This window comes from Janthinobacterium sp. AD80 (genome assembly GCF_002878455.1).
GTDB lineage: Bacteria > Pseudomonadota > Gammaproteobacteria > Burkholderiales > Burkholderiaceae_D > Janthinobacterium.
On record NZ_NRDQ01000035.1, the window covers coordinates 17,014 to 31,414 of the forward strand.

Consider the following 14,401-nt stretch of genomic DNA (forward strand, 5'->3'; position numbering starts at 1 on the left):
CCACTTTTGCGGAAAGAACCCCATGAACGCCGAAACACCGACAACCCCGCCGACGATGGATGCCGAGACGCTGGCCTTCATCCAGGGCCTGTTCGCCCTGGTGCGCGAAGGCGACACGCAGCAGCTGGGCGCCATGCTGGCGTACGGCGTGCCCGTCAACTTCCGCAATGAAAAAGGCGACAGCCTGATCATGCTGGCCGCTTACCACGGTCACCTGGAAACCTCGCGCCTGCTGCTCGAAGCGGGCGCCGACGCCAACGTGCCCAACGACCAGGGCCAGACGCCGCTGGCCGGCGTGGCCTACAAGGGCTACCTGGAGATCGCCGAGCTGCTACTGCGGCATGGCGCCAACGTGGAAGGCGCCAGCCCGGACGGCAAGACGCCGTTGATGATGGCAGCCATGTTCAACCGCCTGGCCATCCTGGAACTGCTGCTGCGACACGGCGCCCGCATCGACGCCGCCGACAGCCGCGGCATGCGCGCCGTCACCCTGGCCAAGTCCATGAACGCGCAAGATACCCTGGGCAAGCTGGTCAGCCTGGGGCAGACACCCTAAACGCCGCAGCTGTTGTGGCCAGAAAAAAGCGCGCCTTCGCAAGCGGAAGCGCGCCGGCACCGTTCAATACGAGAAGTGGGCCGTGAAGACTGCCGAGCGTGCCGCAGCCACGGAAGCGTATTTACGGTAGGACTTGTCGTAGTACGTCTTGTCCGCCAGCTTGTACACGTTGAACTGCAAGGCCAGGTGCTGCGGCAGGTGTGGCAATGTTAGATTTACCAGCCTTGCCAAGGCCCGCGTCGCCAGCCAGGCCCTTGCCTTGGCAATGATACGAACACCGGCGAGGTGTACCGATACGGATGGCTTGCAGCGTAGGTCTTCAGGCCACGCACAGGATAGTAAGAACGGCGCCGTCTGCGTCGTATTAACACATGCCGGGACTCGCCCCGCCTTCTACAAGAAAACAATGCAAGATCATTCTCAAGCAACCTCAATCATACCTGAGCGTCAGATCAGGGCCTCCTACGACGACGCGACCATCCGCGTCTATCAAGCCTATTCGGATGAGATCGCGGATACGGCCCTGACGAACGGTACATTCATTTCACCGCCATTCAAGATGGAACGCATGACCTGGATTAAACCGTCTTTCTTATGGATGATGTATCGCGCCGGCTGGGGCTTCAAAGACACTGGTCAGCAACGCATATTGGCGATCGATATCAGCAGAGCGGGATTTGAGTGGGCACTGGAGCACGGCTGCCTGAGCCACGCGGATGCATCCATGAGCAAGGACGAATGGTCGGCGAAAAAAGATGCATCGCCCGTGCGCATCCAATGGGATCCAGAACGGGATCTGCTGTTGCGGCCGCAGGCTCACAGAGCCATTCAGATCGGCCTCAGCAAAAAGGCGGTAGAACTTTACGTATATCAATGGATAACCAGGGTGGTTGATGTGACGCCGTTGGCCCATTCAATCCATGCATTGCTCGCCCACGGGAAATTTGAGGAAGCAAGGCACATGCTGCCGCAAGAAAAACCGTATCCGTCAGTATTTCATCCATCCTGAGCGCTGACATCCAGGACCTGAGAGCGAGGTCAAGCAAGGTCGCCCATGCAGCGCAGGCGCCTCTCGGCAATCTCAACTGCGCCCGGCGCCCTCCCCTGCGCGTGGCGGGGCCATATCCGGCATCCGTACACGATCTCGACATTTGGCCGCGCCGACGTGTAGAAAGCTGTTATTTATACAACCAAATCGCTGACCCGCTCCGACGCTTTGCCATTCATGGCGCTCACAGAACGTTTCGGCCTCAAGACGGCGCCATGGGTTTATCCACGGAAATTGATACAGGCCGACAGGAAGGAATACGAAAACAAGGAGATGCCGCAATGCCGCTCCCAGGCGGTAAAATCATGGCGGTTGGCCAAGCTGTGGCTAGCAAAACCCTCTTGTTCCTTTCATCATCATGGCAACAGCTGCGTCACAGCCGCTCATTCACGAACGTTGTATTTGAAAGGCAACATGTATGTCTGGCAACTCCCAAATTTCTGAGCGCCTCAAAAGCAGCCGCGAGAATCTTCACATGTCACAAGTACTGCTTGCCGAACTGGCGGTCATCAATCCCACGCAACTGTATCGCTATGAATCAGGCAAAGCCAAACTGCTTATGGAAGCGGCGGAGAAAATTGCTGCGGCCCTTGGCGTGAGCACCGCCTGGCTTGTGCATGGGACGTTGCCCATCGCCAGAGGGGCGCAAATCGACCCGCCAGTGCCGACCGGAGAAGCGCTAATCCTGAATGTTCTGGAACTTCCCCCCGTGCTTGCCTCCGCAGTAAAGCACCTGTCCATGCAAAATGGCAGCACCTTAGAAATAGAGCTGCTGGACCTCGCGCATCGAGGCCTCGAAGCCTTGCACAAAAGAACCTTGGCTTGCGACGAGTCCGCAAGCAAGAACGAGAAATAGCCGGATCACTACCCTGCTCACCGACCTTCGCGCTTGGTGGGTGGTGCAGCGCACGAGGGACAATACGCAGAGCGCGATCCATGCGCTAACCCGCGAAATCAAAAATCCACCTGACGGCTAGATGGAGTTATTGACCTGGGATCACAGTGTGGACGTCAATGCAAGTATTTACTTGGCGCGAACGATAAACCCAATGCACATAAAAAATAGCCATTAATCATTCTTTTGAAATGATCAATGGCCATATATTTTTCACTTTAAATCAAATAGTTAAAGCGAATTCATCATTCCCACTCGATTATCAACGAGACCGCTAAGCGCTTGATTTTTCAGTGGTTTCCAAACCTTTCAGTTACCGATACCCTCAAAAATACCCTCATCGCCAAAATCCGTTATTACGGGTTTGTTGTCAGCCGAGACGGGAAGATCTAGCCCACTCGCAAACACCTGAATTCAGATTTTTCTCAGCGACGACGCGTTCATTTCAGCACATCAGCAATCGCAGCGACCCGATGAACTTAAGGATACGCCAATTTTCAGCCCCGCACTGTCCCCCTGCAGATCGAGAAGGCCAGAGCCGAGATCGTGTGCGAATGGCGGACCGCCCCCTCTCGGCAAAGCACATCGCAGCGACTTGGCATCGCTATGAAAATGACAACGACCGTTAATGATCGTTCTGATCATCAACGGCCCTCGGTTTTAAATAACAATTAGTCATTAAAGTAGACTTACTTCACTCGAACCGCTGTTCGCGCCCCTTATGCTCTCGTTGTTCACGCTCTTTTTCACGCTCGATTCGATTAGCAAGTTTTTCAGATATTGATTTTGCCGCTGCAGCAATCCTCACTGTTGGCGCCGATCTAATATTGACCCAAGGCGCCGATCCAAATATGACCCAGGGCGGGACGCTGCATTTTTGAGTAGCAGCTGTGGATAAGTGTACCAAATATTGCGACTAGCGAGACTCGAACCGGGACCTGTCTTTATCATGAACAGGGTCTTTGCTTGGCCAGCCCCATCCACCGAATTGCGTTTGCCGATAATCTTCATATGCCTGACCAATTTCGTAGGCCGAATTCATCACAAAGGGACCATCTTGGATAACCAGTTCGCCAATGGGCCGTCCCTGCAACATGAGAAGCTCGCTTACCTCTGAACCATTGATTAATTCCATCGGTTCGTCGCAAGACACCTCGACTGAGGTGAACGCGTCAACCTGATGCCCGCCCATCGACATGCCCTCGCCCATGAAGTAAAACAGCTGCCTACGTGTGCCACTCCCCGACGCCGGCGGCAACGTCCATTTTGCGTGAGGAGACAGTTTGATGGTCCAAATTGCCAAGTCAGAGTTTGGCGCGGATGCCCAGGAATCGTTGGGTGGCGTTGGGGGAGACTTAGGGAACTCTTCGCCAGGACTCCCAACAATGCACCGAATTTCAACGCAGCCAATTTTGTCCTGAATTTGGTAGACCGGAATATTCTCGGCCCAGAGCATCTTGAAGTCCGGCGCCACCATCTTGCTGCGGGCGGGCAGATTGAGCCATATCTGAAATAGCTCAAGAGGATTCGGCGCTTCGCGGTTCAGTAGCGGAAACATTTCAGAATGATTGATACCTCTTCCGGCAGTTAGCCACTGGACATCGCCCGCTGCATAGCGTGCGCTATTGCCCATCGAGTCTGCGTGGTCCACCACGCCCTTGCGCAGAATGGTGATTGTCTCGAAGCCCCGGTGTGGATGCGCCGGAAAACCTGGAACTTTACGGCCGTAGTACATACTCCAATTGGCCGTACCGTCTGAATCCCCGTCCATGGAGCTATTGGGGTGAGCCGTATCAGGCCCGAGGTCGTCGTTCCCGGATGGGTAGTTGTCCACGTGGTACGCGCAGATTAGGAAGGGGTCAATCGTTTTCCATGGCGACCCAAGGGGTTCAATTTTTAGGATTGTGGAAGTCATTTTGAGCATTCGAAGGGCGCTTGCGCAGAGAATTGGCCGCAAGTTGATTTGAAGAAGTGGAGCTCGGCGCTTGCCTTTGTAGGCGTCCCATAGAGGTTCCGCCTGTCGACGCCTATGGGCATTAGTCGCTCGCGGAATCGCAAAAAGCGCTCTCCCGCGCCAACCGAGTCGTCAATGCCGCATTTAACTCGGTGGACAGGAGCCTCGATGCCCCAAGGCTCCTGTTGAGTAGCCTTACCCCAATTTGACTAGGTTCTGAAGGACCAACGGGCCGCCTTTCTCGAGCAAAACACCTCCTTCGTTAAGCTTTCCCAGCATGATGGGCGCGAAGCCGAGGTCCGCTACCAACTGGACAGCTGCTGCGGTAGCGTTGGCATCGTTGCCTGCGACAAACATAACGCGACGACCACTACCTTCGGCAGGCGGTGAAGCAAGGAGTTTTGCCGGCAATTGATTCAGCGTTTTGACTACGTTGGCGCCAGGGAATGCCGCTGCAACGATATCGCTTGAGGCTCTGCCCGCAAGCATTTCTGGTGGCACACCGTAGGTGTTCATAGCATCGACAATGGTCTTGCCAGCCCAATTCAAGGCTGCAGACGCTACTGATGTGTGTGCGAGAAATGGCACGGCCAGAATGATGAAATCAGCCTTGATTGCATCTTGCAGGCTTAGTGCCGTTACGTTGCTTCCAAGTTCGCTTGCGAGCTCGGCCAGAGAGTCCGGGCCACGGGTGTTGGCGATGCCAACTGGGATGCCATTGCGGGTGAATTGACGGGCCAATGCTGTACCAACGTTGCCGGAACCGATGATGGAATAGGTCATGATAATTTCCTAAAGAGTTATGAGATTTTTATGCAGGGATTGCTGCGATATCTTTCAATGCTTGGGATACGGCAGCTTCTTTGGCCTCTGGACCAAAGGCGATGCCTTCTGCGCGTACAACTGTCACGTGCGTGATCCCCAAGAAGGCCAACAGCCCGATGAGGTAACTCTCTTGGTGTTCCAACGCTGCGGCGGGACTACCAGCCGAATAGACACCTCCACGCGCCGACGCGATGAAAGCACGCTTGTTCTTCAACAAGCCCTCGGGGCCTGTCGCCGTGTATTGAAAGGTCTTGCCGGCGATTGCGATGCGGTCGATCCACGCCTTCAGCGATGTAGGAATCGACAGGTTGTACATCGGTGCGCCGATTACGATGACGTCCGCCGCGAACAGTTCATCCATGTAGGCATTGCCTTTAGTAAGGTCTGCCATCATGGTAGCGTCATCCACAACGGCTCCCTGGAAAGCAGCCATGTGCGCCCCGGAAAGGTGCAAGGCCGGGTCGGATGCGAGGTCTCTCGAAACGATGGTGAGGTCCGGATACTGCGCATGATAGCGAGCGACGATACCGGCGGAGAGTTGGCGGCTCACGGAAGCGGCGCCAAGTACGCTGGAATCAAGATGAAGGATATGCATAGTTTGCCTCGGGTTTAGGTAAATAATTTATCGAATGGATTACTGTTTGACCGCTTCGACTTGCACTGCGAGCTTCACACTGTCGGGGATGCCCATGTCTACACCCCAACCCATGCCCCATTGGCTGCGCTGGATAGTGGTTTCGAAATCGCCACCGCACACTTCGCGCTTGAGCATGGGGTTTATGTAGCAGTTGAAGTTGCTCGACTTCAGCATCACCGGACGCGTTTTTCCCAAGAGGGTAAGTTGCCCGACGACTTCGCTGACTTTATCGCCTGAGAAGCTGAAATTGTTTGCAACGAACTTCGCCTCAGGGAACTTGGCGGAATCGAAGAAGTTGTCGCTTTGCAGATGCTTATCGAATGGCACCGTGCCGGTGTTGATGGATGCGGTCTCGAGTGTCAACTCGACCTTGCCCGTTTTTGCTGCCTTGTCGAGGACGATGGTCCCCTGCTTCTTGTCGAAACGACCTCGATTCGTCGATGTCCCAAAGTGCGGTACTTCGAAAGTCACGAAGGTATGTGTTGGGTCAATGGTGTAGGTCGCCACCTCGGCATGAGCGGTGCTGAGTAGAGCCGAGCTGGCCAGAGCGGCAGCGATAAGAGTAGTACGCATGAAAATCTCCTTTAGAAAATGATAGGGAACGGGGTTTGCAATGAGACTCATGATGCGCGGCATTGGGAGATTAGAAAAGATGATATATTGAGATGTGAACCATCTATTTTTGGGATGGATTGGGAGTGGCTATGCTGGACGGTGTGTCGTTGGACCAACTTAGAACCTTTATCGCTGCTGTGGATGAAGGCAGTTTTTCGGCTGCAGCCAGGAAGCTAAACCGGGTCCAGTCTGCGGTTAGCGGCTGGGTCAGCGCTCTGGAAGCGCAAATCGGGGTGGTGCTGTTCGACCGCACTGGTCGGTTCCCGAAACTAACCGCCGAAGGCGTTCTGTTATTGGCCGATGCTCGCCACATCGTTTCGGGAGTGAATACGCTAAAGGCCAGGGCTAAATTGATGGCGGCTGGGCTTGAAGCTGAGCTCTCTGTTGTTGTGGACGTCTTCTTTCCGACCTATGCCGTCAGTGCGACCGTGAAAGCATTTGCGGAAAAGTTTCCATTCACGCCGCTGCGGCTTTTTGTAGAAGGACTTGGAGCCGGCTATCAGCCTATCCTGGACGGACGCTGCAGTCTCGGTATTTTGGGCGCACTTCCTGGCGTATTCCCCTCACTTGTCAGTGAACGATTGGGGGAAATACCTCTAGTAGTCGTCGCCTCGAAAGAGCATCCTCTCGCACAGTTCAGTGGACGAATTCCTAAGTCCGAGCTTGCAAAGTACGTGCAATTAGTATTGACGGACAGGTCAGAGCTATCGGCGGGGCGAGACTATGGTGTGATGTCGCCGTCCACGTGGAGATTGGCGGACCTTTCAACCAAATACGCTTTTCTGAGGGACTCCGTGGGATGGGGCAGCATGCCGCTTCACTTAGTAGAGCATGACATAGATATCGGGGCATTGATCGTGTTGGAAGTAGACGACATGCCACGTTCCGGCTATCCATTGGCAATGTCCGCTGTCCATCAAGCAGCTGCTCCTCCAGGGCCTGCAGGACGGTGGTTTATAGACCATCTTAAGGGCTGGTCAGCAGGACAGTCGCCGAGTTTTGAAACAGCGGTTGTGGATAAGCGTACGAAATAGCAAAGGGCAATTCGCACGGGGCGAAGCCCATAGCGAATTGCCCTCCATTTACTGCGCCGCAGTTATTTATATAAACGATTTATACTATTAATCACATCAACTGCAGCGCAATTTTCAGAACGGCTCCTCCGGGGATGCTCCTTTCCCACCCTTGCACCTTTGCTCCCTGGCCTTGATGCGCCCTTTGGCATCGATGCTGCTTTGCTGGAAACGGAAAGATTCGTTCCCTGTTTCGACGATATGACAGTGGTGAGTCAGTCGGTCCAGCAGCGCCGTGGTCATCTTTGCATCGCCGAACACGCTCGACCATTCGGCGAAGCTAAGGTTGGTTGTGATGATGACGCTGGTGTGCTCGTAGAGCTTCGACAGCAGGTGGAACAGCAAGGCGCCACCGGCTTGACTGAACGGAAGATAGCCGAGCTCGTCGAGGATCACGAGGTCCATGCGCATCAGAGACAAAGCGATACGTCCCGCCTTGCCTTCACGCTTTTCCCGCTCCAGCAAGTTGACCAGGTCGACTGTCGAGTAGAACCGGACCCGCTTACCCTTCGAAGCGATGCCCGATACCGCGATGGCAGTGGCAAGGTGGGTTTTGCCGGTTCCGGGTCCGCCAATCAGCACGGCGTTCTGCGCCGTATCGGTAAATGTCAGCGTGGCCAGCTGCCGCACCAGTGCCTGATCGACTTTCGACGAATCGAAGTCGAAGCCGGCCAGATCCCGGTGGACAGGGAACTTCGCCGCCGTCATTTGATGGCTGACCGAACGCATGGCACGCTCCGTAAACTCGGCGCGCAGCAGATGTTCGATGAGCCACTTGGAAGACGCCAACGAGTCCTCGCCTTGCGCCAGCAAGTCCGTCCAGGCGCTGACCATGCCATGCAGGCGCAGGTCCTTCAATTCCTTCGCGACGTCATGCATGGTCGACCTCCTGCGCGCTGTTCGCCGCTTTGTCGTCGATGGCGCGCAGGCTGTCGTAACGGCTGGTATTGGCCACCGGCGACTCCTTCAGTTGCAGACTTGTTTCTACGCTCGCCGGCGGCGGTGTTGCGTTGAGCCGCGCCAGCACGTTCTCGACATGCTCAACGCTGAATACGCCGGACTCGATCACCAGCTCCACCGCCACCAGCACCGCTGGCAAGCCTGCCGTGGGTACGGCAGCCAGCACCTGTGCCATCAGGCGATCGCCGCCTGCATGCCGCATCAGGCCATGCTTGAGTTGCATCAGTGGCGCCGGCAGGTCGGCGAACGGCGCACCGTTGCGCAGCGCTCCTGGCTTGCGTTCGACCAGCGGGATGTAGTGCTGCCAGTCGTAGCGCACACAGCCTCGGTCGGCCAGCCGCTCATGGCTGGCGATGATGGCATCGCCGGCGACGATGCTCACACGCGCTGGATACAGGCGCACGCTGACCATCTGCCCGGCCAGTTCGCAAGGCACCGAATAGCGATTGCGGTGCACGGTGACCAGGCAGGTGCTCGACACGCGCGCCGGCTTCTCAACATAGCCGTCGAACGGAGTGGGCATGGGCATCATCTGCGCTTGCTCCTGTTCGAGCATATCGGCTACGCTCAAGGTTGGATATTCCGGGTGACGCAATTCACTCCATAGCGCCTTGCAGCGCTCGCCCAGCCAGGCATTGAGTTCCGCAAACGAGCAGAATTGGCGACTCTGCGCATCGAGCCAGATCCGGCGGCGGCTGTCCTGTACGTTCTTCTCGACCACGCCTTTTTCCCAACCCGAAGCGCGATTGCAGAAGTCAGCGTCGAACAGGTAGTGCGAACACATCGAGGCAAAGCGCGCATTGACGATGCGTCCCTTGCCCTTGTTGACCTTGTCGACCGCCGTCTTCATGTTGTCGTAGATTCCGCGCCGGCTGACCCCGCCCAGCGCCGCGAAGGAGCGGGTGTGCGCGTCGAACAGCATCTCATGGCCCTGGCTCGGGTAAGCGGCGAGCCAGAATGCCCGGCTGGCGCATAGCTTGAGGTGCGACACCTGAATGCGCCGGTAGTTGCCGCCGATAACCAGGCCTTCCTCGCTCCAGTCGAACTGGAATGCCTCGCCCAGCTCGAAGGACAGCGGCACGAATGCATGCGGCGCCTTACCCCCGGTGGCGCGCCAGTCGCGGATGAAATCGGTGACGCGGCTATAGCTGCCCGCGTAACCGCTGGTCGTGATTTGCGCAAACAAGGCCTTGGCGCTGCGCCGGTTCTGTTTGATGCGGTGCGCGTCGGCCTTGAGGGCTTGCTCCAGCACGGCGTGATAGGGACTCAATCTGGTCGGCTTCTGCTCTCGTTGATAGAGCGGCGGCGCCACACTCTCTTCGGGGACTCTGACCCACTTGCGCAGCGTGTTGCGGGACAACCCCGTGCGCCTCGAAATCTCGTGAAGCGATAGCTTATCGCGCAAATACATCCGTCGAACTTTGCCTAACATTTCCATGGTGATCACCTTTTTATCTCCTGCCCAAAAATTAGGCGGGAGTAGTAGAACACCTGGGTCAATTTTAAGTCGGCAGAAGGCCTATAGGTGGGTCAGTTTTCGGTCGGCGTCAACAACCAGTGCAATGCCACCAACTCCTCTTCTGAAAATTCAATCACATCGTCGTGGCTTTCGCACGCCGATACCTTGCTCACAGGTGCCCGTAACACGTCCGGCTGGGAAGGTGTGGTCCTACCCTGAAGGACGCGACAATGGTTGATCTGAGATCTGCTCATGATTGCCTCGCACAAGAAAGAGAGACGAGGCGACTCCCTCGCGGGACGCATCGTCCCAAAGGGGGAAATAAATCATCCGGTTGCTGCGACGCACCGGAACTTCAATTGACTGGCTTGATACTGTCGGCTGATGCCGTTTCGGCGGGGATGCCAGCTACCGTCCTGAAAACGCATGCAAAGTGCTTTGACGTAACTGCGCGGTGCGCGTGGCGCGTCAAAAAACTCTCGGCATTCAGGAACACGGACGTCGCACCTGGTAACAGGTGACTGTCCAATCGGTACAGCAGCGCGATGGGCGCAATTGATAAGGCTTGCCGGACGATGCAGGGCTAGCTACTGCAAACATTGACTGACTTTAGGCTGCCCTCACCTGCGTGTCAACTTAGGTTCGACGAAAAATGCTACCGGCACATCGGCGGATGTAGAAACACGCGGTTGCTTACCTATCAAAACGTTTTTCGACATTCCTTAGCTGACGTGCGTAGTACTCGCAAATACGCTTCCAAAGCTCCGTGCATTCCTCTTGAATCACCGGAATGGCGAGTACACCATGTCATGTAGCCCCATGGGCATTATTGAGGACATCACCATGAACCACCCAGCTCCCACCCATTTGATCGTCACGCGAGATCAAGGCGAAACCAACAGGAAGTTGCTGGCCAAGGAGGCCGTCGCCGATCTGACACGCGTCGAATCAGCGAGCCGCAAGGTCAATATCACGCTCGCCAGCCCTGAAGGCAAGCGCTTGTACCTGCGTTGCTTCTATGTATCACAAGCGAATTTCCATTTTATTTCCGTCTTTGCCAGGATGAAATTACCAGCCGAGGATGTCGATAAAGTGGAACAGGAATTGCGCACCATGCTCGACGCGCGCATCGCCCTGGCGAACCAGCGTATCGTCGCTTTCGAAAAACTGTGCCATCAACACGGCATCACCGACTTGGCTAGCTATGACATCGAACCACTTGCCATCGAAGCGAAAGTGTTTTCCATGTTCGGCAGGCGCTTACTGGAATTGATCAGCAAAGTCGACCAGCTCATGCCCATGCTCGAAACCTTGTGCATTGATGAGGCGATCTCGACAAGCGAACTGATCAACGAAAAATCGCAGATCAAGAAAACCGTACGGGCAGTGACCGCCACCACGCGCGCGCTGTCCCTCGGTCTACTCAAACGCATCAATGCCCTGCCCGTATCCGAGCGCAAACCCACCGCACCGAGCACTCCGCCCTCCCCGGGCGATGGCTCAGCTGGCTCGTCCGCCTTCAATGGAGCGCATCAATCACCAGACCACCCAGAGCCAAATCCGGTCCCTGGGCGCGTTTTAAGCACTCCAGCCACTCCGTTTGGCGACGAAGTGCCGACAAGCCCCTGACGAGCCTTACAAGCCTTCCTACCGGCATCCCGGATAGGAAGACTATTACATCAACCAGCTGGCACGGAGGATGCCATGTGCCTCACAATGTTACTCCGCAGTGAAGCGCCAGTAGCACCGGCATGGTGCTTAGCGGCGATGCAAACCGCGTTTGGTCCGTCCTATCGAGTGGAACCAGGGGGCGACGGCATGTCGCCTCTGGATATGCCGCAACTACCAAGCGGCATAGAAACAATAGTGATCGAGCAGGTATCCAGGTTCGTCCCGCAGGATGTCCGGCGCCTAATCGAATGGTGCCATGCTCACGACAAGGTGGTGCTGGCATGTGGGGTTTTAACAGATGAAGAGCGGGAATTTTACGGACTCAGCCATAGCATCGCGCTGGACATCATTGCCACACATGCGCCGCTCTGTATTGAATGGCGTTCCTGCGCCGGCACGCTCCACCTTTTCGAAGAGATGTTCGTGCCAACGCTAAAAGCCGTCCAGCGCACTGCCCACCTCTGTTGTTCCGGCCTACGCTGCCAGCAGCATCGCAGTAGCGCGGTAACCAGTGTTCGACGCACAGGGACACCTCACAAGGGTCCGGAGCGGAGAAGACATCCCGAAGGCTATGCCGATGGCCATGGCAACCGTTTCTCACAGCGTGATCGTCCATCCACCACGCGTCCCTGACATAGGTATCGCGCCAACCACTAAATGCCTTGAATTGCCAGCTGACTAAGCCGGTTTTCAACTTGATGTCCATGATCAGCACAGACACCATGGCGCAGAATCATCTTTCATCTTTCATCTTTCATCGCTCATGGAGACAAGTCATCATGAAATACACCCCCCCCTTCGAACCAATCGCCCTTTCCCACCTCGATGCTCCCTATCGCTGGCCAGCGGGCATATGTCGGCGGTCTCATACGCCGGCGTCGCTCCACACCGCAAGTCGGCCGCCCACTTCGCGTGGCACGTGTCCTGACCGAGAGTGAACTCAAGGTACCGGGCCGGGTTCTCATCAAACGCCGCCAGTTGCTGCAAAAAGTGCCGCTATGCGAGCGCACCATCCTGAACCTTGAAAAAAGAGGGCAATTTCCCCGGCGCTTTACCATTACCTCGCGCCTGGTTGCCTGGGACCTCAAAGAGGTGGACGCATGGATCGCCGAACAGCAGACGGCCGCCCGTCTGCCCGGCGTGCCGCAGGCACACCCAGTACCACGCCGCCCTTCCAAGTAACACCTTAATCTCTCGGCTTTGTCCAGGCGTCGATCATGTCTGCCCACTCCTGCAGCATGGTCCGGCGCTGGACTGAGTATTCAGCCTTGTTGTACACAGCTCTCACCCCCTTCTGCTCGTGTGCGAGACATTTTTCGATCCAATCGGTGTTGTAGCCGGCTTCATGCAGCTGGGTCGATGCCGTTCGCCGCAAATCATGCGGCGAGAAGTCGGCCAGCGGCTTCCCGCAGTCTCGCGCTATAGCGCAGACAGACACCAGAATACGATTAAGCGAAGCGCCATTCATCGGCACATCCGGGTCATAGCGCGACGGCAAAATGTAAGGGGACGTACCCGCGCAGGTACGTAGCGCGACGAACATATCGAGCGCCTGGCGTGACAGATAGACGTTATGGGGATTGCGACGCTTCATCCGCCTGGCCGGAATGGTCCACAGAGCATCGGTAAAATTGACCTCGGTCCATGTTGCGTCCGTCAGTTCGGACTTACGCACCATGGTAAGCAACAGTAATTTGCAAGCCAGGCGCAAGGTCGGCGCGCACTGCACGTATTCGATATATTCGTAGAACAGCGCGATCTCTTCGGCACCCAAGGCGCGGTCGCGCGGCTCAAATACGGCAATGGATGAGGGAGCCACCAGATCCGCCGGGTTGATTATCTGTTGTCCGCGTTGTTCCGCATACTTGAAGACCAGTTTGACGATATCGCGCGCATGCACGGCCGTCGCAGGGGCGCCACGTGCGAGGATGGCATCGCATACGGAACGCAACTCGTTGTGCGTAATCTCATGCAGCAGGAGACTGCCAAATGGGCGTTTCAGATCGCGTTCGTACACCGAGCGCCGCATATCCCGCGTCGACTCCGCCATTTTGTACTTTACTAACCAACGTTCGGCCCACACGCTGAAAGGCTCCCCATCGGCCAGCTGATTGCGCGATTGGGCTTTGAGCCGCGACGGGGACTTGCCTGCCGATTGCGCTTTCTTCGCTTCCTGCAGGCGCTCCCTCGCCTCTTGCAAACTCAAGCCACCCGCCCCGTATCGTCCAAGAACCAAGGTTTCGTATCGGCCATTGACGCGGTAGTTATAGCGAAACGAGATCGTGCCACTGGGAAGGACCGTTGCATACATACCATCACGATCCGGCACCTTGTAGGCTTTCTCTGCTGGTTTCAGGTTCTTCAATTTCGTATCGGTCAGCATGGGCACCTCCCATTCATACTCAGTCTGTACTGGCACCGGATTCATTTCAAACAATCAATCACTTAGCCGAAAAAAAAGTTACATCGGCCGCCATTGACGAGGTCCAGATACCCTCACCCCGCCGAGGTTTCCAGGAACCTAAAATTAACTTTAAAATCAATTACTTAGCACAAAAAATACCCTCATTGATACCCTCGCCGTGGAAATGGACAGTAAGAACCAAATGTTAAATATTCCTCACGGCAATTTGAGTACCTACAAACATACCCACAAAAAGCCGCGCTTGGCTCTGCCGTGGATTGCTTGCGTTTGCCAAACAAAATAA

Annotated in this window: 15 protein-coding genes; 7 read left to right on the top strand and 8 right to left on the bottom strand. The window is 56.0% G+C overall.

Features of this window, described 5'->3' with window-relative positions; all coding sequences use genetic code 11:
* Positions 1 to 22 precede the first annotated feature (22 nt).
* Positions 23 to 556: an ankyrin repeat domain-containing protein gene (locus JaAD80_RS07915; RefSeq protein ID WP_102293679.1), complete on the top strand. Its 534-nt coding sequence runs from the start codon at positions 23 to 25 to the stop codon at positions 554 to 556.
* A gap of 63 nt (positions 557 to 619) precedes the next feature.
* Here the strand turns inward: JaAD80_RS07915 and JaAD80_RS30585 are convergent, their stop codons facing one another.
* Complete coding sequence (locus JaAD80_RS30585) at positions 620 to 763, bottom strand: hypothetical protein (protein WP_180979339.1); 144 nt, start codon at positions 761 to 763, stop codon at positions 620 to 622.
* A 199-nt stretch (positions 764 to 962) separates the two neighbouring features.
* Here JaAD80_RS30585 and JaAD80_RS07920 point away from each other — a divergent pair, with 199 nt between their 5' ends.
* A complete protein-coding gene (locus JaAD80_RS07920; RefSeq protein ID WP_102293680.1) occupies positions 963 to 1,565 on the top strand; it encodes a DUF4291 domain-containing protein in 603 nt (200 codons plus the stop codon).
* Positions 1,566 to 2,022: 457 nt separating this feature from the next.
* Positions 2,023 to 2,460: a helix-turn-helix domain-containing protein gene (locus JaAD80_RS07925; protein ID WP_102293681.1), complete on the top strand. Its 438-nt coding sequence runs from the start codon at positions 2,023 to 2,025 to the stop codon at positions 2,458 to 2,460.
* A gap of 955 nt (positions 2,461 to 3,415) precedes the next feature.
* On the opposite strand, the gene JaAD80_RS07930 is transcribed toward JaAD80_RS07925, so the two are convergent.
* The 4 genes from JaAD80_RS07930 to JaAD80_RS07945 all read right to left on the bottom strand — a co-directional run bounded on the left by JaAD80_RS07930 (position 3,416) and on the right by JaAD80_RS07945 (position 6,488).
* Positions 3,416 to 4,270, bottom strand: coding sequence for a pirin family protein (locus JaAD80_RS07930; RefSeq protein WP_258002865.1), 855 nt, complete (start codon positions 4,268 to 4,270; stop codon positions 3,416 to 3,418).
* 378 nt (positions 4,271 to 4,648) lie between these two features.
* Positions 4,649 to 5,236 (bottom strand): NADPH-dependent F420 reductase, encoded by a 588-nt coding sequence (locus JaAD80_RS07935; protein ID WP_102293683.1) that lies wholly within the window; start codon positions 5,234 to 5,236, stop codon positions 4,649 to 4,651.
* 28 nt (positions 5,237 to 5,264) lie between these two features.
* Positions 5,265 to 5,873: an FMN-dependent NADH-azoreductase gene (locus tag JaAD80_RS07940; RefSeq protein ID WP_102293684.1), complete on the bottom strand. Its 609-nt coding sequence runs from the start codon at positions 5,871 to 5,873 to the stop codon at positions 5,265 to 5,267.
* A gap of 39 nt (positions 5,874 to 5,912) precedes the next feature.
* Positions 5,913 to 6,488, bottom strand: a complete 576-nt coding sequence (locus JaAD80_RS07945; protein ID WP_102293749.1) for a YceI family protein — start codon at positions 6,486 to 6,488, stop codon at positions 5,913 to 5,915.
* A 131-nt stretch (positions 6,489 to 6,619) separates the two neighbouring features.
* On the opposite strand from JaAD80_RS07945, the gene JaAD80_RS07950 reads away from it, so the two are divergent.
* Positions 6,620 to 7,564 (top strand): LysR family transcriptional regulator, encoded by a 945-nt coding sequence (locus JaAD80_RS07950; protein ID WP_102293750.1) that lies wholly within the window; start codon positions 6,620 to 6,622, stop codon positions 7,562 to 7,564.
* Positions 7,565 to 7,678: 114 nt separating this feature from the next.
* Here the strand turns inward: JaAD80_RS07950 and istB are convergent, their stop codons facing one another.
* Positions 7,679 to 8,482 (bottom strand): IS21-like element helper ATPase IstB, encoded by an 804-nt coding sequence (gene istB / locus JaAD80_RS07955; RefSeq protein WP_102293685.1) that lies wholly within the window; start codon positions 8,480 to 8,482, stop codon positions 7,679 to 7,681.
* A complete protein-coding gene (gene istA, locus JaAD80_RS07960; protein ID WP_102293751.1) occupies positions 8,475 to 10,001 on the bottom strand; it encodes an IS21 family transposase in 1,527 nt (508 codons plus the stop codon). The genes istB and istA overlap by 8 nt, the downstream gene beginning before the upstream one ends.
* An 864-nt stretch (positions 10,002 to 10,865) precedes the next feature.
* On the opposite strand from istA, the gene JaAD80_RS07965 reads away from it, so the two are divergent.
* From JaAD80_RS07965 to JaAD80_RS07970, 3 genes are all read left to right on the top strand, one after another.
* Complete coding sequence (locus JaAD80_RS07965) at positions 10,866 to 11,651, top strand: DUF1845 domain-containing protein (protein WP_146012303.1); 786 nt, start codon at positions 10,866 to 10,868, stop codon at positions 11,649 to 11,651.
* A 189-nt stretch (positions 11,652 to 11,840) separates the two neighbouring features.
* On the top strand, positions 11,841 to 12,326 hold the full coding sequence (locus JaAD80_RS30190) for a hypothetical protein (RefSeq protein ID WP_146012304.1): 486 nt from the start codon (positions 11,841 to 11,843) through the stop codon (positions 12,324 to 12,326).
* A 279-nt stretch (positions 12,327 to 12,605) separates the two neighbouring features.
* A complete protein-coding gene (locus JaAD80_RS07970; protein ID WP_258002867.1) occupies positions 12,606 to 12,875 on the top strand; it encodes an AlpA family transcriptional regulator in 270 nt (89 codons plus the stop codon).
* Positions 12,876 to 12,879: 4 nt separating this feature from the next.
* On the opposite strand, the gene JaAD80_RS07975 is transcribed toward JaAD80_RS07970, so the two are convergent.
* Positions 12,880 to 14,076, bottom strand: a complete 1,197-nt coding sequence (locus tag JaAD80_RS07975; protein WP_102293752.1) for a site-specific integrase — start codon at positions 14,074 to 14,076, stop codon at positions 12,880 to 12,882.
* Positions 14,077 to 14,401 lie beyond the last annotated feature (325 nt).

Excerpts from the sequence above, each read along its gene's own strand:
- JaAD80_RS07915 (WP_102293679.1), top strand. The coding sequence starts at position 23 with ATGAACGCCGAAACACCGACAACCCCGCCGACGATGGATGCCGAGACG.
- JaAD80_RS07920 (WP_102293680.1), top strand. The coding sequence starts at position 963 with ATGCAAGATCATTCTCAAGCAACCTCAATCATACCTGAGCGTCAGATC.
- JaAD80_RS07925 (WP_102293681.1), top strand. The coding sequence starts at position 2,023 with ATGTCTGGCAACTCCCAAATTTCTGAGCGCCTCAAAAGCAGCCGCGAG.
- JaAD80_RS07930 (WP_258002865.1), bottom strand. The coding sequence starts at position 4,270 with ATGGACGGGGATTCAGACGGTACGGCCAATTGGAGTATGTACTACGGC.
- JaAD80_RS07935 (WP_102293683.1), bottom strand. The coding sequence starts at position 5,236 with ATGACCTATTCCATCATCGGTTCCGGCAACGTTGGTACAGCATTGGCC.
- JaAD80_RS07940 (WP_102293684.1), bottom strand. The coding sequence starts at position 5,873 with ATGCATATCCTTCATCTTGATTCCAGCGTACTTGGCGCCGCTTCCGTG.
- JaAD80_RS07945 (WP_102293749.1), bottom strand. The coding sequence starts at position 6,488 with ATGCGTACTACTCTTATCGCTGCCGCTCTGGCCAGCTCGGCTCTACTC.
- JaAD80_RS07950 (WP_102293750.1), top strand. The coding sequence starts at position 6,620 with ATGCTGGACGGTGTGTCGTTGGACCAACTTAGAACCTTTATCGCTGCT.
- istB (WP_102293685.1), bottom strand. The coding sequence starts at position 8,482 with ATGCATGACGTCGCGAAGGAATTGAAGGACCTGCGCCTGCATGGCATG.
- istA (WP_102293751.1), bottom strand. The coding sequence starts at position 10,001 with ATGGAAATGTTAGGCAAAGTTCGACGGATGTATTTGCGCGATAAGCTA.
- JaAD80_RS07965 (WP_146012303.1), top strand. The coding sequence starts at position 10,866 with ATGAACCACCCAGCTCCCACCCATTTGATCGTCACGCGAGATCAAGGC.
- JaAD80_RS30190 (WP_146012304.1), top strand. The coding sequence starts at position 11,841 with ATGTCGCCTCTGGATATGCCGCAACTACCAAGCGGCATAGAAACAATA.
- JaAD80_RS07975 (WP_102293752.1), bottom strand. The coding sequence starts at position 14,076 with ATGCTGACCGATACGAAATTGAAGAACCTGAAACCAGCAGAGAAAGCC.